General features: G+C 33.3%; 22 protein-coding genes and 1 tRNA gene. 11 read left to right on the forward strand and 12 right to left on the reverse strand.

Features of this window, described 5'->3' with window-relative positions; all coding sequences use genetic code 11:
- Positions 1–9: 9 nt before the first annotated feature.
- Both UABHE_RS18745 and UABHE_RS18750 read right to left on the reverse strand, forming a co-directional pair.
- The gene (locus UABHE_RS18745; RefSeq protein ID WP_372364782.1) at positions 10–2,568 is read right to left on the reverse strand and encodes a S8 family peptidase; all 2,559 of its coding nucleotides are present in this window, start codon (positions 2,566–2,568) and stop codon (positions 10–12) included.
- Between the two features lie 12 nt (positions 2,569–2,580).
- On the reverse strand, positions 2,581–3,543 hold the full coding sequence (locus tag UABHE_RS18750) for an AAA family ATPase (RefSeq protein WP_372364783.1): 963 nt from the start codon (positions 3,541–3,543) through the stop codon (positions 2,581–2,583).
- 487 nt (positions 3,544–4,030) lie between these two features.
- Here UABHE_RS18750 and UABHE_RS18755 point away from each other — a divergent pair.
- Both UABHE_RS18755 and UABHE_RS18760 read left to right on the forward strand, forming a co-directional pair.
- A tRNA-Arg gene (locus UABHE_RS18755) sits at positions 4,031–4,104 on the forward strand.
- A 91-nt stretch (positions 4,105–4,195) separates the two neighbouring features.
- Complete coding sequence (locus UABHE_RS18760; RefSeq protein ID WP_372364784.1) at positions 4,196–5,086, forward strand: tyrosine-type recombinase/integrase; 891 nt, start codon at positions 4,196–4,198, stop codon at positions 5,084–5,086.
- Positions 5,087–5,095: 9 nt separating this feature from the next.
- On the opposite strand, the gene UABHE_RS18765 is transcribed toward UABHE_RS18760, so the two are convergent.
- Complete coding sequence (locus UABHE_RS18765) at positions 5,096–6,022, reverse strand: tyrosine-type recombinase/integrase (RefSeq protein ID WP_372364785.1); 927 nt, start codon at positions 6,020–6,022, stop codon at positions 5,096–5,098.
- A gap of 265 nt (positions 6,023–6,287) precedes the next feature.
- Between UABHE_RS18765 and UABHE_RS18770 the strand changes: the two genes are divergently transcribed.
- The 7 genes from UABHE_RS18770 (at position 6,288) to UABHE_RS18800 (ending at position 11,194) form a co-directional block, all read left to right on the forward strand.
- Positions 6,288–6,542 carry a hypothetical protein gene (locus UABHE_RS18770; RefSeq protein WP_372364786.1) on the forward strand — a complete coding sequence of 85 codons (255 nt, stop codon included), beginning with the start codon at positions 6,288–6,290 and terminating at the stop codon, positions 6,540–6,542.
- Positions 6,543–6,623: 81 nt separating this feature from the next.
- Entirely contained in the window at positions 6,624–6,902 is a 279-nt protein-coding gene (locus tag UABHE_RS18775) for a helix-turn-helix domain-containing protein (protein WP_372364787.1), read from the forward strand.
- 148 nt (positions 6,903–7,050) lie between these two features.
- Positions 7,051–7,383, forward strand: coding sequence for a hypothetical protein (locus tag UABHE_RS18780; RefSeq protein WP_372364788.1), 333 nt, complete (start codon positions 7,051–7,053; stop codon positions 7,381–7,383).
- A gap of 223 nt (positions 7,384–7,606) precedes the next feature.
- Complete coding sequence (locus tag UABHE_RS18785) at positions 7,607–8,449, forward strand: ArdC-like ssDNA-binding domain-containing protein (RefSeq protein ID WP_372364790.1); 843 nt, start codon at positions 7,607–7,609, stop codon at positions 8,447–8,449.
- Positions 8,427–9,335, forward strand: a complete 909-nt coding sequence (locus UABHE_RS18790) for a PD-(D/E)XK nuclease family protein (RefSeq protein ID WP_372364791.1) — start codon at positions 8,427–8,429, stop codon at positions 9,333–9,335. Before UABHE_RS18785 ends, UABHE_RS18790 begins: the two co-directional genes overlap by 23 nt.
- Before the next feature lie 10 nt (positions 9,336–9,345).
- Positions 9,346–10,170: a hypothetical protein gene (locus UABHE_RS18795; protein WP_372364792.1), complete on the forward strand. Its 825-nt coding sequence runs from the start codon at positions 9,346–9,348 to the stop codon at positions 10,168–10,170.
- Between the two features lie 241 nt (positions 10,171–10,411).
- Complete coding sequence (locus tag UABHE_RS18800; protein ID WP_372364793.1) at positions 10,412–11,194, forward strand: hypothetical protein; 783 nt, start codon at positions 10,412–10,414, stop codon at positions 11,192–11,194.
- Positions 11,195–11,202: 8 nt separating this feature from the next.
- On the opposite strand, the gene UABHE_RS18805 is transcribed toward UABHE_RS18800, so the two are convergent.
- From UABHE_RS18805 to UABHE_RS18825, 5 genes are all read right to left on the reverse strand, one after another.
- On the reverse strand, positions 11,203–11,415 hold the full coding sequence (locus UABHE_RS18805; protein WP_372364794.1) for a LexA family protein: 213 nt from the start codon (positions 11,413–11,415) through the stop codon (positions 11,203–11,205).
- 542 nt (positions 11,416–11,957) lie between these two features.
- Positions 11,958–12,716, reverse strand: a complete 759-nt coding sequence (locus UABHE_RS18810) for a formylglycine-generating enzyme family protein (RefSeq protein ID WP_372364795.1) — start codon at positions 12,714–12,716, stop codon at positions 11,958–11,960.
- Positions 12,717–12,952: 236 nt separating this feature from the next.
- The gene (locus UABHE_RS18815; RefSeq protein WP_372364796.1) at positions 12,953–13,309 is read right to left on the reverse strand and encodes a hypothetical protein; all 357 of its coding nucleotides are present in this window, start codon (positions 13,307–13,309) and stop codon (positions 12,953–12,955) included.
- 18 nt (positions 13,310–13,327) lie between these two features.
- Positions 13,328–13,507, reverse strand: a complete 180-nt coding sequence (locus UABHE_RS18820) for a hypothetical protein (RefSeq protein ID WP_372364797.1) — start codon at positions 13,505–13,507, stop codon at positions 13,328–13,330.
- A gap of 152 nt (positions 13,508–13,659) precedes the next feature.
- Entirely contained in the window at positions 13,660–14,505 is an 846-nt protein-coding gene (locus UABHE_RS18825) for a hypothetical protein (RefSeq protein ID WP_372364798.1), read from the reverse strand.
- Positions 14,506–14,858: 353 nt separating this feature from the next.
- Between UABHE_RS18825 and UABHE_RS18830 the strand changes: the two genes are divergently transcribed.
- Complete coding sequence (locus UABHE_RS18830) at positions 14,859–16,913, forward strand: DUF262 domain-containing protein (protein ID WP_372364799.1); 2,055 nt, start codon at positions 14,859–14,861, stop codon at positions 16,911–16,913.
- Between the two features lie 178 nt (positions 16,914–17,091).
- Here UABHE_RS18830 and UABHE_RS18835 read toward each other — a convergent pair whose 3' ends face one another.
- From UABHE_RS18835 to UABHE_RS18850, 4 genes are all read right to left on the reverse strand, one after another.
- Positions 17,092–18,123, reverse strand: coding sequence for a HEPN domain-containing protein (locus tag UABHE_RS18835; RefSeq protein ID WP_372364800.1), 1,032 nt, complete (start codon positions 18,121–18,123; stop codon positions 17,092–17,094).
- A gap of 135 nt (positions 18,124–18,258) precedes the next feature.
- Positions 18,259–19,836 carry a hypothetical protein gene (locus tag UABHE_RS18840; RefSeq protein WP_372364801.1) on the reverse strand — a complete coding sequence of 526 codons (1,578 nt, stop codon included), beginning with the start codon at positions 19,834–19,836 and terminating at the stop codon, positions 18,259–18,261.
- A 7-nt stretch (positions 19,837–19,843) separates the two neighbouring features.
- A complete protein-coding gene (locus UABHE_RS18845) occupies positions 19,844–20,431 on the reverse strand; it encodes a hypothetical protein (RefSeq protein ID WP_372364802.1) in 588 nt (195 codons plus the stop codon).
- Positions 20,424–21,002, reverse strand: a complete 579-nt coding sequence (locus UABHE_RS18850) for an RNA polymerase sigma factor (protein WP_372364803.1) — start codon at positions 21,000–21,002, stop codon at positions 20,424–20,426. The genes UABHE_RS18845 and UABHE_RS18850 overlap by 8 nt, the downstream gene beginning before the upstream one ends.
- Positions 21,003–21,268: 266 nt before the next feature.
- Here UABHE_RS18850 and UABHE_RS18855 point away from each other — a divergent pair, with 266 nt between their 5' ends.
- Entirely contained in the window at positions 21,269–22,108 is an 840-nt protein-coding gene (locus UABHE_RS18855) for a hypothetical protein (protein WP_372364804.1), read from the forward strand.

The raw sequence follows: 22,108 nt of genomic DNA on the forward strand, positions 1-22,108 counted from the left end.
TATCACAAACTAATAGTTAATTGAAATACTTGATTGAATTTTATTTATTACAGGTGTATATATATCGATGTTTTGATCAGATGTATCAATTGATACTAGCAAAGAATACCTTGTCTTGCTATCCCATCTAACTAATTTTTGTCTTTCACGCCACCAACCTACTGTAGGAAAAATAGCTATCAAGTTGGACATCGCTAACTCAGAAGCCGTTCCTCTCCAGATATCAGAATGAATGGAACCTTTATCTCGCGCATTTTTTCCTATCATCCAGCATTTAGAAGTATCAGTTTTATCAACTATCTCATCTTCTTCACGTGCAGCAAGATTAACGCCTTTTATAAATTCATCTTTAGATTGCCCTGGAGAATTAATTTTAAACCTCAATCCGTGAGAAGGGTAACGATATCGGTCCTTCCAACCGAGTTCACCAGGGCCGGGCTCTATAAAATAGGACAAAGTTATTCTCATGGAGACTTTTACACTATCAGGTAAGCCAAGTAAAACTTCCTTAGGCCATGGTATTTCATGTAAATGCATATCTTTTGTTTTGCAACGGCCATCTTTTTTTTGAAAAGGTTGAATTTCTTCCTGAACTATTAATGTTAAAGAGTTAGAAGCACTATATAGTGCTTTTTCAAGGTTAGGTACTCCATAACCTGCAATCCTAAGTAATTTTTTTAAAGAACTTTTTTTATTATCTTTCAAAAACTGTTTTTTTAAAGATTCTGGCCATTCTGAAGAGTGAACAATCAAAGCACGTACCGTTTCAGGCCAAAAATTAGGATATTCTGCTTGGATTTGTGCTGCAAACCACGCGGCTTTTGCTGTCGCAGCACTAGTCATATTAAATGATGTAAAATATGAAGTTTGAGGATCTTTAGAGGTAGAAAGTATAGATAAATCGTCAAATGTGCTTACAAAATCATTTGTATCTATAGCTAAATTGCCTCCTTCCATTACAATTTCGGGTTTGATTGGCCATTTATCATCCCACATTAAAGAAGTTGTTGTGAAAGGAGATAGTTCTCCTTTTTGTGCTATAGGTGTATAATTTTTTAAACTTGAATCTTTAATTTCGTCTAGCTCAGTATACGCTCCAACAGTCAACACATTCCAAGATTGTGCAGGATCGTGTATTAACTGTTCAATTTGGGAATTAGGATAATTTTTTGCTATTTCAGATGAAATATCAGCATTTCCAGCACTAACTACGATTAATCGTTTTTCTGAAATTTCAGGATTATTACTTTCAGTAAAATCTTTTTTTATTGCTGCTACATCATAGTCAATTCCTGCAGCTAATTGATCTAGTTTTGATGACCAAGACGTAGGACAGCCATCTTCGATCGTATCTTCCGAACTCACAGCCATACACAACAGACGTATTTTGTTTGGTGATTGAATTTCAGCAAGGTTAATTCCTTGAGAAGTGATATATCCCCATAAATCTTGATTATTTTTACCTTGAGGTGGTATAATTTTTACTGACTCTAAAGAGTGTTTTAACTCAATAATATTACTACTTATTAGTTGCTTTTCTAAGTTGCCATATGCAGCAATACCAGCCATACAAGTTCCATGCCCATGAGTAACATGATCATCAGGTCCCCATTCTGGCATAACAGCTTGGCAATCATCTTGATTAAGAATGGGTTTTAGGAGAGGGTGGAGGTTAACTCCACTATCTAAAATACATATAGAAACCTGATCGTTCATTACTTTAACGCGGTCAATTAAATCTTGAGCCCATTCAGCTTGTTCAGAGTTTTTTATGTTTTCTGTCCAAAATGATGCTGTTGTTTTGGCTTTACGATACTCTGCTATATCATCAGAATATATTGTCAAACGCTTTAACTGCTCCATGTTTACTTTAATTATTTTTACAGTTCGTTCGGGGAAACGGATTATACTAGGCTTGGAAATAATACCCTCTTGTTTTAGTAGCTCCTCAAAACGCTCAATAACATAATTTTCATTGCTACTAAGCCAAACTTCGCACCATTCCTTTTCATTCCCAGGAATTAAATCTTCGTGATCTACCCAAAAAGATTTTATATTTAAAGCTTTTTTTATATTAGAAATGCTATTTATTAAATCAAAATGCTTGGGCTTTCCAGATTTTTTATTTATTTCATTGGAATAGCGTTCTATTTTTTTGAAAAAAGAATGTTTCTTACTATTAGGTATAAAAACTGTTGCATATTTGGTTTCAAATTTTTGCTTTTTATTGGTTTTTGGATTAACAACTTCTTTGATTACACTACGAACATTCAGTAAACGAGTCCATTTTTCTGAACTTTTAGCTCGTTTTTCTTCTAAACTCTTTGTAATTAAATCGTAACCTTCTTCTCCTTCGAACTCCAAATATATTCCGCTAGAAGTTGTGTGATGAATGACTTTTTCTTCATTTGCTTTTTCCCAACACTCATCTAACCTATTTCTTAAATATTTTGCATGATCTTCTCTGCTTCTTTTAGGAGTTTCAAACTGCAATACAACTTTTTGGGTGCTAGTAAAATCTAATTTATTGGGTAAAATATTTATTGCTATATGAGGTAATTTTTTCACTGTTCTCCGGCCTTAAAATAAACCACAATAAGCACTCTTTCGCTCATCTATAACTTTTAACAATTTTGTAGCACTGATTTTTTTATTTCCAAACAAAATCGCATTTTTTATCGCATCTCTACAAGCATGATCTATTTCCGCATGACTTAGACCTTCACTTTTAATTAATATTTTTTTCCATGCAAATCTCGATGTTAAATACAAACCTAAAATGTTTTTTATCAGGCATTTTCTTTCTTCTTCTTGAGGAATACCATAGTATAAAACATCATCAAAACGCCGAAACAAAGCAGGGTCAAGCAACTTGGGGTTATTTGTTGCTGCAACAATTATACTGTCAGAGGTATCTTGCTCGATAAACTGTAAAAGCGAATTTAAAACTCTCCGCATTTCCCCCACGTCATTATCTAAAGATCTATTTCCTCCAATCGCGTCAAATTCGTCAAAAAGATAAACACCATGTACTTTTTGTATTAAATCAAAAATTTGCCTTAGCTTAGAACTTGTTTCTCCCATAAATTTTGTCACCATTCTATCTACTTGAATAACATGGAGAGATAAATTTAATTCCGTTGCTAAAACTTTAGCAGTCATAGTTTTTCCAGTCCCAGGTGGTCCAATAAGAAGAACCTTACGGCGATGTTTTAAACCATGAAGTTTTAACTTTTTTTGTTCTCTGTATTCGTGAATAATACGTTTGATACGCGTTTCAATTAAAGATGATACAATTAGAATTGATTTTTTTATTTTTCCATTTTCAATTAGCACTAAGTTTTGCAAATCTTGAGAAAGAAAAATATTTTTAGAATTCTTGTTTTTTTCCTCATTAATACTATCGCGAATTTCTTTTGCTAAATTTATATGCCCTTGTTTAGCTTCATGGGCTGCTACTTGAAGTGCAACTGCGTAAAAACGCTCTTTGTCATCTTTAAAGTGTGATCGTATTAATGCCTTAATTTGATCTGCTGTTGCCATTACAACTCCATTTTCTACAACATGTATTACTCTCCTAGTAATCTTGTTTACTTGCATATATTATACAATACAACTTACGTTTTCGATTAAAAAACGCTATAAATCGATTAATAAAGCTACAATCAAATTGCAAATGAAAGTTAATTTTGAAGACTCTTAACTTTGAGTAATAACAGATGAAAAAGTAACTGATTGAGATCTCTTTTAATTTATTACTGTATAAATCAAATTATCGGCAAAATAATATAAAAAAGCTTTGCAGCTTTATTCTTCGGTTGTGCTCAAAAATTTATTTAAATTTCCCAACTAATTTTTGTCTAAGAAGACAACTATTTACAAAGCGCTATTTGCAACATCAATGGGTTGCATGTTAAAGTAATAGCATTAATCATTAGTCTCCAATAGGCAAGGCTGTTGGTTCTCTAACGTCAAAATAGAAAAACATTCCCAAATAGCTTTTTTTGGCTAGCGTTAGGTCAAAATTTATGTGCCAGTAGCTCAACTGGATAGAGCAACAGCCTTCTAAGCTGTAGGTCGGAGGTTCGAATCCTCCTGGGTACACCTTTTTGGCTAACATTAGCAAATATTCTCACTATTTTCTATTTTTTCTTTTGTTTGAGAACCTACAGCCAAAGACTGTTGGTCTACATTTATGAAAATAGATACACTCCTCGATGCATTTTGCCGCAAGCAAATACTTAAAGGTTGCACACCACGTACAATCAAATGGTATAAAAATTCTTTTCGCTATTTTGCGAACACAACAAAGATTAAAAACATAGAAGACATTTCACAATATCATCTAGAAGTATTTTTTTTTGAAGGTACAACACAGAATAAATGGAAAGATACAACATATTTAGCTTATTATAAAGCCATCAAATCTTTTCTAAAATGGTGTACAGAAGAAGGATACTTTGAAGACAATCCAATTGCAAAAGTAGGAAAGCCTAGTGGTAAAAATCAATATGTACCAGAATACTTCTCTGAGGAAAAAGTAGTGCGCATATTGAATGCCCTGACAAGTCTTTATGAAAATAATCGCTTCTTATTTGTGAGAAACTATGCGATTATTTCAACGTTTGTTCACTCTGGTATAAGAAAAAATGAACTTTTAAAACTGGAAGACTCGGACATTCAAATAGATAATGGAATCATTTTGGTTAGAGCTAGTAAATGGAATAAAGATCGAGAAATTCCAATACCAGATAATTTAGTAGTGGCTCTTAAAAGATACACTATTGAAAAAAATCGAAGACGTTCTTATTCAAATAAATTTTTTATTTCTTATGTAGGAAGAGAATTAACAGAAAGTTGTTTAAGAGGTCTATTTGAAAAACTAAAGAATACATTAGGATTTGGTATATCCTCACATCGTTTTCGACATACATACGCAACTATACTTGTAAGATCGGGCGTAGATTTAAAAACAGTTGCTCGCTTACTCGGTCACTCTAACATTAAAACAACATTGATCTATACGCATATCGCTGATGATCATTTAAAACAAATCATACGCGATAAGCTTCCAAGGTTTGTTTAGTATTCATTTCTAGATCAAGTAGTTGATTTGATTTTTTTCCAATGCTTTTTGCATGTGCTTTACTGTGGTATGCAAATAAATAACCGTTGATTTTATGCTGCTGTGCCCCATAAGAATTTGTAATGTCTTAATATCAACGCCACTTTCTAAGGCTTTTGTTGCAAAGGTATGGCGAAATTTATGAGTGTGAATATGAATTCCTGTTTTTCTTTGAATTCGTTTCAGTAATAGTTTTAGTCCACTGTCTGTGAATTTCGCATCTAAATTATACGATGCGAATAAATACAATGTACTTTTACCAATTCTTTCTCTTTCTGTAATATATTCAAGTAATATATCTTTTAAACGCTGAGGGATTGGTAATATGCGGTCTTTTTTTGATTTTGAGGTTTGTGCACGCACTTTGAGTTTCATTTCACTAAAAGTAATATCCGATAACTTCAAACCCAACAATTCTTCTCGCCTCAACCCTAGCGTCAGTAACATTGAAAGAATAGCGTAATCTCTTCTTCTTAGAAAATCTGAAACATATTGGTATTTTAAAACGGAGAGCATTAGTTTTTCTATTTCGTTGTTGGTGAAATGTCCAGGAATCTTTGATTCGATTTTAGGCTTTCCAATCTGTTCTAATGGATTTTCATTGATCAGCTTTTTTTTCGTGCACCACTTGAAGAAAGGCATTAAATTTTTGCGATGGTGAAGAATTGTATTTTTACTCCAGTGTTTTTCTTGCTGTCCTCGATAAAAAAATTGCCTCAATATTTCTTCGCTAATATCAAAAAGACTTTCAAGTGCAAAAAAACTATTTAAAGACTTCCAACTATATTGATAATTCCTTATCGTTCCACGAGCATAACCTTTTTCAAAAAGGCTATAATCACAAAAATCTTTGTGCAATTTTGTTAGTGTTTTCGATTGATAAACTTGTAGGGGCATTTTTTTTGATTTAATGAGATAGTGTACATCCGTTCCTTTTAAGTATAGACAGACTCTAGTATTCTTGTCATAAATAGATACGGGGGAGAGACATTTGCAATTGCAGCAAGTGTCTTTTTTATGTTATAGCTCTTTTAAAAAGAAACAAAAAGGCAGAAGTGATAATCATAATTGTGCATTTATTTTGGCAATCATCTCTGATTATCACTTTCGACCTTTTGTAAAAACCAAACTTAACCCATACTGAAATAGAACAAAGAAATGTATGACAAACAAATTTAAGAAAATCAGAAAGTCATTAGGGAAAAGTCGTTTGGATGTGATTCTTCTTACTTTAATCAATGGTTCACGTCTCTCTAGACTAGAGAAAGAGACACATATGCCAAAGTTAGTAAGGGATTGTTATAAGCTATGTGTTGTTTATGACAAAACTCTAGAAGACTTCTTTCCAGAAGAAACCCAAGAGATACGAAAGATAATTGAAGAACGGCAACAAATGATGGTGCATAAATGGCGCTGAATTTATCAACAAAATAACCAGGTAAAAACATCAACAATTTACCTGGTTATAATTTTTTACAGTATGAATAAAGTTTTTTACATGCAAAATTTATATATTGATAATTATGCAAAACAATGCTCCAAGGCGAGTTTGGTTTATATGGTGCTTTGCCGTCAATCGAATCGCGAAGGAAAATGTTATCCGAGTATAAAATATATGGCGCATAAACTCGGTGTATCAACAGACTCTGTATCACGCGGACTAAAGACTTTACTTAGATATAACGTTATAAGTCGTAAACTCACTAGAAGCCGAAAAGCTTGGGGGAATTATGAATATCAATTACTCGATCAATCGGTGTGGATAAGAGTGGATTAACTGTGGAAGTTTCGAGTCGAAACAGATTATGGCTTTGTGGAAAAACTATATATCTTTCCACAGCCACGCAGATCAACGTTTTACAGGAAACCGCTGAGACCGATACTAAGGAATAAAAAAATATATATTTATAAAAAATTATAAAAAAGTGCGAATAACACTTATCCCCAACTATATGAATTTACAAACCTACAAAAACAATCTTCGTAAAAAAATTCTCAACAACGATTTATCTAACTTTGATAAAGGTTTAGATCAAAACGGTAAAATTATTGCTGACTACCCTGTAGTAGAAAGAGTTGGTAGTACAAATATTATCGATGCAAAAGGTGATATTGATCGTTTGTATGAAATAAAACAACAACTAGAAAAAGAACAACCCTTCACTAGATTTCAAATCAAATACATACCTCAACGCACAAATATTTACAGTGAACTCTGCAAAGAATTGGGAGTCGTTCCGCGACTATACGGTGAATAGCTTCTAACTTTATGACTTTTGGCTCCTGCCTGTGTTTATGGGAATATATCAAATTCTTGGTCTACGAGTATTTGATTCCTGTTGTTGGTAAATAGACCTCTGCCAAGGACAGGAAGGTAGGAGTGAGGAGTTTTAAGCTGCTCATAGTATTTCTCAAGCAATATGTTCGAGAAATATAACTGAAATGTATTGTTCTTTACAATTTAAGTTAGAAGGAGATGTTTTGAAAACCGATAGACAAGAACTCATCCAAAAAACTTTGCAGTATATCATTCATTTGTTTAGCGAAGGAAACGTACCTCAAGCAATAAAGATAGCTACTTTTCCTAAACTAGATATTCCATCTAGTAATTGGTCGTTATCAAATCGTATCTTAATGTATTTACGTAACACCGAAGATGCTCGTACTTGGAAGCAATGGCAAAAAGCACAACGTCAGGTAAAAAAAGAAGAAAAAGCGTTTTACATTTTTGCACCGCGAAAATACAAAGTCAAATGTAAAGATGACAATGGTGAAGAAAATGAGAAGTATGTATTAAAAGGTTTTTCCGTTGTACCTGTTTTTACCGTAGAACAAACCGAGGGCGAAATTTTAGATTATCAGCAATTAGAGCTGCCTAGATTTCCTCTATTAGAAAAAGCGCAAGATTGGAATATAGATGTTTCAGCAATTGGCTTTTCGAGTGACTACTATGGATACTATCAATCATCAGGAGAGCAAGAAAAAATAAGGTTAGCTAGTCCTCACGAGATTGTCTTTTTTCATGAGTTAGCGCATAGTTCGCATCGTCGCGTTTTAGGCAAGCTCAAGAATGGACAAAATGAAGAGCAAGAGATTGTTGCTGAGTTATCCGCGCAAGTTCTTGCTCAAATTGTTGGTACACAAATAGAAAGTACACTAGGCAATTCATTTTTGTATATCAAATCATATGCTCAGCGTATGGGAAAAGATGTTGGTGTAGCCTGTTTATCAGTTTTATCTCAGGTAGAAAAAGTATTGCACTTAATACTTGATGTTCATACAGAAAAGGAGGTTATCAAACATGAAAGTAATCTCTGTTCGTGATCTAGAGCTTTACATGAGGTGTCCACGAGCTTATAAGTTCAAGGTAATCAATGATGCTATTTCACAGGAAAAACCACTATCTCTTTGTAAATCAATTACTACAAAGCGCGTTATCTTTTGGATGCATGAAAATAAGTTTAAATTGACTAAAGATGATATTGGGCAACAATGTAGCCTCATTTGGGATGAGGAACTCAGTGATCCGCGTGTTAATCAACAAGAACTGCAAGAAGTTGTTATTGCTGAAAAATTGGCAACGAAGAAGACGAAAGGAAAACCATCAATTAGTAAGCGAGAAAAGCTTTTGGAAAGTATTACTGTTTGGTGCCTCAACTATCACAAGATAGAAAAAGACACTAACGTTTTACATTTTAACATTCCTTATGAATGTCAGATCGGCGATGCCAGATTTACAGGAGCAATCGATCTTGTGAGACAAAACGATGATAACACTATAGAAATAGTAAAGCTAAGAACTTCCAGTCAAGCACCAGCCTTAGCATTTATTGAAAGAGATATATCCTTGACTTTGGCAAGTTACGCCTCTTGGAAAGGTAATTTCTTCATAAATGACCAAGGCTCCGATTTACAAATTTCCATAGCACAAATACCTAGAGCTTTTTATTACCATTTGCCATTTTTAGAAACATACAAGCGCAATGCTAAGAATGGAAAAAAAGGAGAAGTAAAAGGTAATCCGTTGATTGAAAGTAGTCGATCACAAGAAAAGCTATTGGATTTTGAATTTGAAATTCTGCAAGTTGTTGCTGGAATCGAAATGAATTACTTCCCAATGCGTATTATACAGCCCTGTGGTTGTTGTCTATGCGCTTTCCGTCATCAATGTGAGTCTTTTGTCGATTCACCAACCAAAGTAATGCTCTAGGAGATTACAGATGAAATTAGAAGAACTACAACAAATTGAAGCGCAAAGAAAAATCGGAGAATCAATCAACGAAGCCATGCAAAGAGTTGAGGAAACAGCTTTACCAGCGGAGATCTCTCAAGAAATAATTCCTGATGAAGAAGGATTTGTCGATTCAGACATAGTTATTCCACGTTATAAAATTTCACAGCCCACCACGAGAATTGAAGATGCACAACCAGGCAATTTTCGAAATATACTAACAGGTGAAGAATTTGCTGAACTAGAAAACGTTATTTTCCTCAAAAGAGCAAATGGCCGAGTTCTCTTTAAGAAAGATGATTACTCGGGTATGCGCGAATGTTGGAGCCACGATGGTGCTGAACCAAGCAATCATGTGTTAGAAAAAACTGGGCAAAGACCAAAATGCGAACGCTGTGTCACCTCAATGACCAATAAAAAAATTGTGCACTGCCATTTTGCCATATGGAAAGACGAACCACCAGAATGCAAAGAAGTGATTAGCTTTTTAGGCTTAGACCAAAGTGGACTACCTTTTTGGATTTGCTTTCACGGCTCAGCTATTCCGATAGTAAAAGGTTTTTTAGGAACGATGTATCTCAAAAAGAAGCAAGGAATCGCACAGGGAAAGAACATTTGCCTGAGAGACTTCAAACTAACAATTGGATTAAACCTTAAAGTTTCTGCTAAAGGAAAGTACTATACTCCTGTGTTCAAATCACAGCAGTATATACAAGATGAAGAAGAAAGAAGCGGTTTGTCGGCATTGTTTTCACAAATATGTGCCAAAACAATGGAAGAAACAATAACTGTTGAAGAAACACTCAATATCTAACTTAAACAAAAAACCATAATAGGGAGAAAACACTCCCTATTTTTTCAACTTTTATTTTGCAGTTTAAGTTACGCTTTTGATAGCGATTAGAAGCGAATGTTTTTGTGCAAAATTTACCACTAACAGCAAACTCGTGTGACCTCAACAAAATAGCCTAGTAATTAGCAAAGTGTTTTTAAGGCGCTTAGTCATAAAATAACTGCTAAATTCAATACCTTTAGCACTAAGAAAAACAAATTACATGTATCAACAAAAGTCAGCAAAATTATCACATAAAATATTAGAGTTTGTTGCGCATAATAAATACCTTTCAAAAACGCTCGCAATCTATCTATTTCCACAGTACTCGCAAAGTCATATTGAAAAAACTCTAAAAATTGTTTTTGATAACAAACTATTACTACGCAAAATGATTGAAAATGAACCGATTAGATCAGGTCGCGAATATGTATACTATCTTTCAAAAAAAGGTGCACAAAGAGTACTATTCGCTTCAGAAAAGTTTGCTGATGTAGAAGAAATGAATGTTGGTAGCGGAAATAGTAACTTTATTTACCATGATTTATCTGTAGCATGGACAGCAGCGATATGGCAAAAGCAAAGCGCAGAGTACAAAGGTGTCTTCTTTGATGAACTTACTATCGAAACAAGACGTAATTTTTTGCAAAACAAAGAACTTATTCCCGATTTAAAAATTGTATCGAAAAAGGGAGATAATACTCTGAAATACTATATCGAAATAGACAACTTCACTGTGCAATCAAAAGAATGGAGAAAGCGTTGTTTATATTATCAAAGCTATCTTACAAATAATACTTATTTGCTAATTGTATTAACGAAATACAATCCTAAACGGCTTAATAAATTGATAGCAATAGCGAGTAATGTAATCTCTAAAAAGAATAGCGTTTTTGGAACCAGCATCAAAGAAATTTACCACTGCACATATGCAGCGAATGTTTGGGTAGGAAAAGATAACGTAGATTTGGGAAATAACAATATAACAATGTATTTGCCTCTCTAGCGCTTATTTTATAACAGTTCTATATTGCGACTAGCTTCATCCGTTTTGCGAATTTTTTTATCTTTTACAAGAGCCTTTAATATATGATTTGCTCGTTCGCGGCTAATATCAAATTCTTTAGCAATTTCTGACAGATAAGGAGCTACACCGTTTTTATTTATGTAAATCTTAAGGTAGTTAAAAATATCGCGTTTGCGAGTGGACAAGTTTTCATATGACATATGAGTTGTAGTTTAATGTAATTTGACAAATTAAACAGAGTGCAGGTATAGTAGAAGTTATAAGAAAATAACCACGATATAAAGTTTTCTATCTAGCAAAGCGTGTGGCCGTGGAGTTTCTTATAAATAAAAGTTTTTTAGCAAATCTGTAGTTGCCCTACAGGTTTGTTACTATTATGATTATCTCAAACAAAGCTAACCAAACAAAGTAATTATTCATAGTTATCACCTCCTTTTAAAGTAGATTTTTTTTATGAGCTAGAACTTCATATACGCTTTGATTGTAGTTTATATCAACGGTCAAGTTCTGTCAAGTTCTGTCAAGTTTTACCATTACTTGTTTAGCGACAGTATTTTTCAGGTTTTTGTGGACGTTTTTTATTTTTTAGACTGATTTTTAAAGTGATGTTAAAAAAATTGCTTGTATACAGAATTGGTTTATGATAATAAAAGAATTGCTTCTGACTGAATTTTCGAACGATACGCTTTCATTTATTTCTATTGGTTTGAATTTTCGCCTTAATTATTTTAGGAAAATTTTTTTAGTAGGTTGAAAATGATTTAGAAACGCGCAAACCGTTTAGATTACTTTTAAAATCTGGGCTGTCAAAGTAGCGTTGCGCAGAGTTAAGAGCTGAATGAAGAAAAGTTAGATTCTCATTGAAACTACAACCTCTGAGAACTTTTGTAGTACTGTTGAACTGCAAATTACTATTATATTGACCGTACCAATCTCTACACCACTCCCAAACATTTCCTATAACGTCATGAAGACCAAACGCATTGGGCTTTTTCTGACCTACCGGATGTGTCTCATCACTACTATTATTTTCATACCATGCGAATTTGTCAGCAATATCACCGTTATCTCCCCAATAGTATTTTGTTACTGTACCTGCACGACAACTGTATTCCCATTGTGCTTCTATTGGTAATTCCAGTCCTACTTTTTGCGTAAATTCTTGAGCATCATACCAAGAAACATATTCAACTGGGAGATCGGAGCCTTCAAAATTGGATGGGTTATTTGGCATAAATTTTTTCCACACTTTTTGAGTTACTTGTGTTTTTGCCATTAGAAAGGAATCCAGAGTAACTTCATGTGCTGGTTTTTCATCATGGAATCCTCTATCATTCCCCATTGTAAAAGAACCAGCAGGAATCAATGCAAATTCTAACCCTGTTTTAATATGACAATATTCGTCAACCACATGCGTTTGGCCACCACAAGAATATTTTTCTTTTCGTAAATATTCAAACCCTTCAAAGGTTAATATTCTTATTTTTTTCTTCCAGAACATATCTCTATATCTCCGTTATTTTCATAAATGTTGGGACATGAAAAATTTAGTTAATAGTGATGCTAGCAACTCAGTTTTTGAAGCAAGACTAGGAAAGCAACAGTATTATCGTTTAGTTATTATCTGAATAAGATTATGGGCTTCGCGTTGTCAAATGCACATAATATCTTTGGTCAAAGAAGACAAACTAAACAGAGTTTACCCTACAACCTATTTGTTTTTTAGCATACCTGTTTTTAATATCGTTCAACAGAAATTTTTAGTAGCAATATTGCACCATATTTCAACTCACCGTCAACTACTCCCTGAATATAATGAATGCCATCTTCTTCTAAAGTTTCGCCTATTTTGACCTGATAACTTCCGACATTATCGTTGTTACTGAAATCGCTATCGGTAATTTTTATATTTAAAATACGGGCATCTACTGGATTTGTATTTTCGACGTTAAATGAAATATCCCAATGAGGAATACAGTCATCTTTGTTTACATATTGTTCTCCGCCATAAAGTGCATCATTAAATGTGATTTCTACGAAACAATCGGGAAGACTTTTTGCGGAATTTGTCCAACTAACGACCGCGTTTGTCACCTCTGAAGCAATAAATGCCTATGGTCCAGATAGTTCTGCGATTTGAGAAATAAAGTAACCTGTATCAACAGTGTCTAACGTTTTCTGTGAAAACCCATCCCAACGTTTACCGCTACTCGGTTTCCACGGCAAAATTACCGCATTGTGCACAGTTACTTTGTAGTTGTAATTGCCTAGACGTACATACTTATTTTGCACATAGTTAGTTTCGATGTTGTGGGTTAGTGCCGAATTGTATTTGTCTCTGGCTGTTGTATGTTCACTGTTGCTTTCGGCAATCTCCGCAGCAAGCTATCATACCACAAGAAAACAACAAAAAAGCTCGTTTTTAATGCGAGCAAGTAGTACATTTATTTTGACTCATAATTCTCTAACCAGGCAATAACATCTCTAAATTTGCGCTGAGGCAAGAAAGAATATCGAGCCACACCGAAATGTGATTTTAATTTTGCCCAAACGCTAATAGGATTGCCTTTTTTCTTTACTTTTGCTTTTAAGACATTTATCTGTTCAGCGGTTACATATTTGTCTGTAGAATAATTTTGGTATTGTTGTTCTAAGCTTTTTATTCTGCTTTTTGTTGCCTGTAAATCAGCATCTACTTTTTTGGTAAAATCGCGATTGGTATAAATCTCATCTACGATAACTTTTATCATGTGGCTTTGAGAGCGCATTTGCTGTGCATGTTCTTTTAACTCTCCTGCTTGATAAGAAAGTTGTCCTGCATTTTTAATCAATTGCTCAGCATGTTGATTTAGTTGCGCGACCATATGTTGTAAAATGTTTTGCGTTGCCGGAGAATAGGATAAATGTTCTTCTACGTTTAACAAATATGAACGAACTAATTTTGCCACAATAGAGTCTCTCAACAACATGCCAACTCTTAAAATGGCCTTGCGAGGAAATAGAGCTATTCCGCGATTGGATATTTCAAAAGATTCATCTTGAAACTTTTGAAAGTCTTTGCTAGAAAAAACTTTATAGCCATCCTCGGTTAATTCATCTCGGTGACGATGAACTATTGTTTTGATAGTTTCAATAGGAATGCCATAAAAATGAGCCACTTGCTTTATTGTTGCAAGATTGCTGTTACCAACAGTAGCTAATTGTCCAGCGTGATCCAGTAGATTTATGTTTTTATCTGTGCACAATTTTGTTCGCAATGATTTGCTTTCTAAGATTACAATTTCATCCATATTTTACCTATCTAGACTCAATTTTATATTTGGAAATCAATTATTTTTCGCATGTTTACAGTATCTTTGTAAAAATTTAAGAAGGCGAATAATTTTGTAAATTTGCCTTTTCTTTTACGCAAATTTTTCTTGTGTTTATTATACAAAAAAATAATATACTTGAAAGACAGAAAAAGTTCATCATAGGAGTACATAATGAATATTCGCGAAATCCAATTAATACAACGATATGATACATAAGAGTCAAAATTAATTGTAAAACAAGATACAAATTCCCAACGAACATCTGTGGATTACGGAGAATGTCATAAAATCCATTGAAGAAAATATTAGATTTAGAAAAGAGACTTAACATGTCTAGAGGATATACGCTAAGTATTAGCGAGCTAGTAAGAAGTATAGATAGAGGAGAATATTCGCTACCTGAATTTCAGCGTGGTTATGTGTGGAGTACAGATAAAGTAAAAGGATTGTTCAGTTCTCTTTACAAAGGTTACCCTACTGGAACTTTGTTGATATGGAAATCTTCGGTTGTTCCGAAAACTAGAAATAATGAAAAATCAGACTTGCTGATTGTCGATGGGCAACAAAGATTAACTACTTTATACGCAATTATCAGTGGCAATGAGCCTTTGTGGTTTGAAGGAAGAAATATCAATCGCAATTTGTATTTTCATCTCGATAAAGAGGAGTTTCGTTATTATCAACCATCTATTATGGAGGGAGATAATAGTTGGATCAATGTTTCTGAATTCTTGCAAATAGGTTTAAGTGAATATATGGGATGTTTGCAAGAGCGAGGTGAAAATGAGCTTTTGATAAAATACTTACGTACATTTACAAAACTAAATGATATTTTGAAATATGAATACTATATTCAAGAGATTAGTGGCATTAACTTGGAAGAAGTTGTGGACATTTTTAACCTTGTTAACAGCCGAGGAACATCACTAACAAATGCTGACTTTTCTTTGGCACTGGTAACAAGTCGTTGGGAAGGCTGTAAGGAAAAAATGCGCGAAGCGGTTGAAAAATATGATCAACAAGGATTTTATCTTTCTATTCCTTTTTTTATGCGTTCTATCTGCGTTCTTGGTACAGGTCGCGGCAAATTTGATTTAATGGATACTTTACAAGAAGAAGAATTAAAGCTTGTTTGGAAACGTGTTATAAGATCACTAGATTACTTAGTACATGTGTTGTCTGAACATGCGTATCTTCGTGATAACAGCGTTCTTAAAACAAGATATCCTTTATTTGTAATGTTGCATTACATTGATCAGCATGACGGGAAATTTCCTAGCGATGAAATTCGAGATAAGTTTTTATTCTGGTTTTTTCAAGCACTTATGTGGGGACGTTACAGTGGAAGCATGGAGAGTAAACTAGAACAAGACCTACGCATACTAAAGGAAAAAAAATCTCCCGATGACTTAATTAAAATCATACAATCTTCGCGTGGAGGCAACCTAGAAGTAGATGAAAAAGATCTTGAGCTACAAGGATACAATGGACGCTTTTTTCAAATATTTTACGCTACTGTTTTAAGCAATCATGCCTTTAACTGGTATGAAAAGTCAATGCCTTTATATCCAAAAACATACTCAAGAGAGCACAAAGTCGAAAAGTATTTCATTTTTCCCAAATCAATGCTCTACAAACAAAAAGATGACTCAGGCAGCAAAAAATACAATTCGAACAACTCGCATGATCAGCACTTAGTAAATGAAATTGCTAATATGTGTTTACAATCTGGCAATGCGGAAAAAAATATGTTTACCACACTTCCTCAAGATTATTTAAAAGAACTTGATATGATGGAACTTCAAAAACAATATATTCCTGAAAATCAAGAGCTTTGGCAAATAGATAACTATAAAGAATTTTTAAAGAAACGTCGTCGTTTAATCGCACGAGGGATCAATTCGTTTTTACATAAAATTTACCACGGCGAGCTATCTGAATACCATCCTGAAACTAAAGTATGGCAAGAACGTATAGATGAAGTAGAGCAAGCGCTGCGAAAATTGATAGCACAAGTAGCAGAAGATCACAAGCAAGACATTGACTCTTCTTTTGTTCCTAAAGATGTTTTGAATAGAACAAAATCGAGAATTGAGAAACATGTAATTGATAATCCCATTGAAAAAGTGGAGAATTTTTCAATGTTGGAAAAAATGGTTGATTTTTTTACCATCGGTGACTATCGCAGGTTAATTTGTAGTGGCAATAACTGGGAATATTTTGAGTCTATTTTTAAATCACGCGAGACTGTTATACAACGATTTGAGCTTTTGGAAAACTTGCGCAATCCTATTGCGCACAACAGAGAATTGCTTGTAACTGCAATTAAAGATGGCGATGCCGCCATTAGTTGGTTTATTGCTATACTTGACAGGTATTTATAGTAAACCTTTAATTCTTTTATAAGAATAGCTTTTATTTTAAGTTTTATTTGACAATGTTAATTAATAAGTTAGATATATGAAATTTTGTTATAGTTTTTTAACAATATGTTCTTGGCGTTTGACATTAGAATTCGAAATTTTTTTTAGATGGTAACTTTTGCGGTTAATCATATGTTTATTACTTTTTTAAAGCTTTATCAATACGATTCTTAATTTTGCCTACGCATTCTACAACAATTTTAGTATCGTTCAGTAAACCTTCTATATTTGTAGAGATGAAAGAGCCTTCTTTAAAATTATTTATATGAACTATTTGGTTTCTTTTACGTACGATTTTCTGAAGTTTCTCTATTTCTTCTCTTTCCAAACCCATTTTAAAGCATTTTGAATATATCCGATGTACTTCTTTAATATTTTGAAAACTCCTAATTTTTTCGATATATGTATCAATACATGTATCTTCGTACTTTTTCCTAAAATCATTAATATCTGTAAAATAGATATCTTTTAACATAATTTTTATTTCACGTTTTTCTATATTTTTGAGTAAAATCTGTCTAATTTTTTTTTGTGAGATCTTTGTTTCGAAAAAATCTTTAAGAAATACTTCTAAAGAGGTTACTAGAGCTATAACCATTGAATTGCATAATGAAATTCTAAGATTTTTATCTAAATTATGTCCTACTGTTTTCACTAGTAATTTTATTTCTTCAATATTTCTCAAAAAAGCCTCATAATGTTTTTTGGAGTTTTGTAGTAGCAAATGCTTTATATTTCTTTTGCACCTAGCACAAAACTGTGTGGAATGAAAACATTCGCAGTTTTCGCATAGTATAGAAACACAGTCTTCACATAGTTTTTCATTGTCATATTCTAGTAATTCTTCAACTAGAAGTCTACTTTTACAAACTGAACATTCATTATATTGGCAACTCTTACAAAATTTCTCATAATCTTCATTACAAAACTTTTTTTTGCATTTCAAGCAAAATTGCTGATGAAACTTATATTCTTCGGGTTCTATATAGTCATTACAAAATGAGCAATATCGACAATTTTCACACAGATCATAACCATCATCTGAACAAAAAGACAAACTACAACCAGCACAAGTTATAGAATGAAGATTGGAGATATGACCACAAATGTAATCTTCGCAATCATTACAAGAATATCCTGTACCGCAGTGCGGGCAATCATTATCTGACATAGTATATCCAATACTTACAAAACTATCTACAATAGATAGTTTCTATTATAGAAAATTTAAAAAAATTAATATAAATAAATATTAGCCTTGCTTTATTTAATTAAGCTCTTCAACAATTGTAAATTGTTTTATAGTCTACTTCAATTTTGCACTTCGAACTTTATTCAAAGTTTTCCACTGTTTGATCTTACGAAACTTAATGCAATTAGTATGAATATCAAATTCAAGATCCTCAATCATTTTAGGCACAAATATTTCATCTTTTGCATCTTCAGTGTTTGTATGTTCAGATACCTCTTCCAATGACTTAAAAAATCGCACTTTCACGCTACAACCTTCAATTGTTTTGGTAATAATAATAAGAAAATAAAATCGATAATCCTCCTCGGTATTACCAATAACATTACCTCTGGCTAAAGCATCAAGAGTATCTAACTTCATTTGTAATTCGCTTGGCAATGGTACATCTTTGGAAGCGGTTTTGCGTTCGCGAAAGATTATGGGAATAGGGCTTTGTCCACTTTGGCAATATTTCATGAATGCCCAGCCATTGTTTGATTCGTTTCCCAATAAAATTTGAATTAGCCTTGGCTCTAGTTTGGGAATCTTCAATGAAATACCTGGTGTAGGGAAGGGCGAAACCTTTTTATTAAAATCGAGCTCTTTATATCTGACTAAGTTTCGTGCAATTTCTTGTGCTTTATCTGGATCGTTTCCTAAAAATTCATTTATAATTTGTGCATCTCTTTTAAACTCTTCTCGCCATAGTTCATCTCTGTAGTTCGATATTTTAGTAATCTCAAATAAGAAGAATCTTTGTTTGTCGGTTTTCTTGGGTAGTTCTGGTAGTGTTTCAAATAAAGGTAAAATCACAAACATTAGGAAACAAATAACAGCGGTATATAGCAATGTAAGAAAAGCTAAGCGAGTGTAATGTAATTTTTTGAAACGCTTTTTAGTAATAATTAATTTTTCTTGTTCGACAAAGAAACCTTTTGTTATGTTCAATGATTCGCACAACACTTTTATATCACTAGGCTTACAGGAAACGATATGCGGTACGTTTTGTTGTTCTATTTGTTTGAATGTATTTTTTTCGAGCTGTACAAACCGGATTTCTTTATCGTTTAGACTCTTCTTAAGCAATATCGCATCTTTTTCGTGAAGTACGAGTACTTTACCGTTGTTATCACGAGTTGCTTGCCATTTTCTTTGAAGGGAATCAATGGCTTTTATGGAGCCGTCTTGACAAAGTGGTTTTATTATCGGATAGAATAGTTCGAGATTTTGTGGTTCGAAATCTATATCTGCGGAAAAAGCGATGAGCAGTGGATTTGTCTCTTGTTTTTTGTAAGACGAAAAGGCTGCTGCTATTGCCATTGCCCAGGCAAGAGAGTCCGATGTTCCGCGCCACGTAACAAAGTCACTGATATCTTCTGGGCGGAGTGGAGCTTCATCAAGGGTTATATCGGCATTGAGAGATTTTCCACTTCTTACAGGATCAAATTGAAAGCTGTATCTATCTTTGTATTGTTCGGAAATGCGTTGCCATAATTTGTATGCTCCTGAGTTCTTGGGTAAATCTGAGGCATAGCTTTTATTGTTTTCGCCCAGACAGAATGCTGTATCTTTGCCGTTACCTTTTATGTAATTGATTTTTACGATATAGGAATCGATATTTTCATCAACTGGAAAAGCAATTGTAATATTCATCGTTATCCTAATGGTTTTGATCTTGGTAGTATATTTCCACTTTATTTACAGGTTTTTTGTTAATTTTCCACGGTCTTGAAATGTTTCTTTTGTTTTTACTCGTTAGACTAATAGAATCTCCGTCCTCAAAAAAAACTTTTACTTGTAAGGATAAATAAATGGCGTAATCTAAATTTTTCAAGGATATATCCAGATATTGATCATTTTCACGGTTTACTCGAATAGTAAAAAGTGAATTTTCTTCTGCAAGTATTCCTTGTGGAATTGCTAAATCTCTTAGTTCATCCTTACTCACACCAGCATAACCAAATTTTGGAATTGAAGATGAGAAAACTGTTTTACCTATAGAGTTTATGATTTCGAGGATAGGGCTCTGAAATTTATCTGAAGTGTTGCTATTCAACAATTTCTCTAAGAATTGATTTTTTGATTCTTGCAATTTACTTTCAGAAATTTTTGGTACTAGTGAATCAAATACTTCATCAGAACAATCAAGAAGGAAAGCGCTATCATCATTCAGCCGTTTTTCTAGATAATGAACATCTTTTAATGAATGCTTTTTCTTACCTAGTATTTTTTTAATTTCATCACTCATCCTTGTTTTCCCCTAGCCATTGTTTGATCTGGTGATATATTTCGGTAATTTTTTGTTGAGGGAGATTGATTTTTCGGTAATCAAATATTTCTTGGAGAGATTCGCCCTGTAATAAGTAAATTGCAATTGCAATACGTTTCTTTATCTCTGCAATTCTTGTACTCAACGTTTTCGGATCTAAATTAAATTGTTTAGCGACTTCGCTTTTTTTTGAATTTTCTTCTATATAGCAAAAAAATATTGTTAACCCACAAGTCTCACTTCCCAAAAACTCCATCTTTTTTATTTTATCCCAATATTCTTGAAAATCTACTGACAATTCTTTTTCAACACGCTCACGAAAATCAAGGTCTGCATTTCCAATGAGAATTTCGCGATTTTTATTGCGCGCGTTTCGAATACAAGTCCATAAATAAGCTTTAGGGTTCTGGGGAGAATTATTGTAAATGTTAGTAAATATTTCTTGGGCTTTATCTTCTGCGCTTGCAATATCACCAAGCTTGTTGGCAAGTATTCTCACAGTTCGTTCATAGTAGCTATTCAAAAAATGAGTAAATGACTCTTCATTCATGGCTTTGGTTTCTATTTTTGGATATTTGCTTAGTTTGGATAATTATTTTCTCGAAAAAAAATATTTTTTTTAGTTTTCTAAGGTTATATATAGCTGATACTTAAGGATATTTTTCTGTCGAAATCAAATTTACTCTCCGCGTAAAACACCTTTTCGCAACTCTTCTTTAGTAGAGGCAAAGAATTTAGTAATCGCTATTGAATGCGTAATTGAATGCTAATTTTTTTTACAAAACTTTACCAAAGATGAAAACGGAAGGAGTTTCCATGTTTAAATCAGGGAAACAAAAAACGACTCCATCAATAGATACTCCACAAAAAGAAATTCCGGCAAAGATTTCTAAAAAAAGAGTAAAAAAATCAAATAAAAAGGAGAAAGATACTCTTAATAGTCGGCAGTTAGATATATTGCTTACGCTTTTTGTTCATCCATTTGTAAGCGAAAAAATAATGTTGGGCTTTATCAACCTGAAGCACAGTGTTAATGCCAGCACTATGCGCCGCGATTTAAATAAATTATCTAAAGAGGAATACTTGGTTCATGTAAACGGAAAAATTTTCTACACAAACAAGGGGATTTCAACTGTAGAGAAACAATTTGGAGTACCAAAAACATATGACATAAAAGAATCTGCTTGTGCATACGATATTGGCTCAAAGATGGCAGAAATTGAATATTATTTTCTTGAAAAGAACCATAGCTTTTACCTTGGTGGATTTTGTTCTTTCCATTATCGGCAGCAAGTGAGTGTTACCGATATTCAAATTGGTAATGAACAAGAACAAGTAGATGGTGTTTTTATGTGTGGAAATAGCAATAAAACGGTTTTGTATATTGTTCATTTTTTCAGCAATCCATTTCATTTTCCATCGTTAGCGAGGTCTTATTTTCACAAAACATCGCAAAGAATATATAAATTCAAAGAATTTCGCTTATCCCCTCAAGACAAAGCAAAATTTGATGCTTTGTTTGTGTGTTCCCTCAACGCAATGAAGTGCCTTATTATTGTTGATTCTGTTAACGAGAAATATATTCCTTCGAACCTCAATTTTTGTAAAATCCTAACGCTTGATGCATTTAAACAAGTAAATTGGGAGGAGTTCTAA

It is taken from the genome of Candidatus Uabimicrobium helgolandensis (assembly GCF_041508025.1).
Classification (GTDB): domain Bacteria; phylum Planctomycetota; class Uabimicrobiia; order Uabimicrobiales; family Uabimicrobiaceae; genus Uabimicrobium; species Uabimicrobium helgolandensis.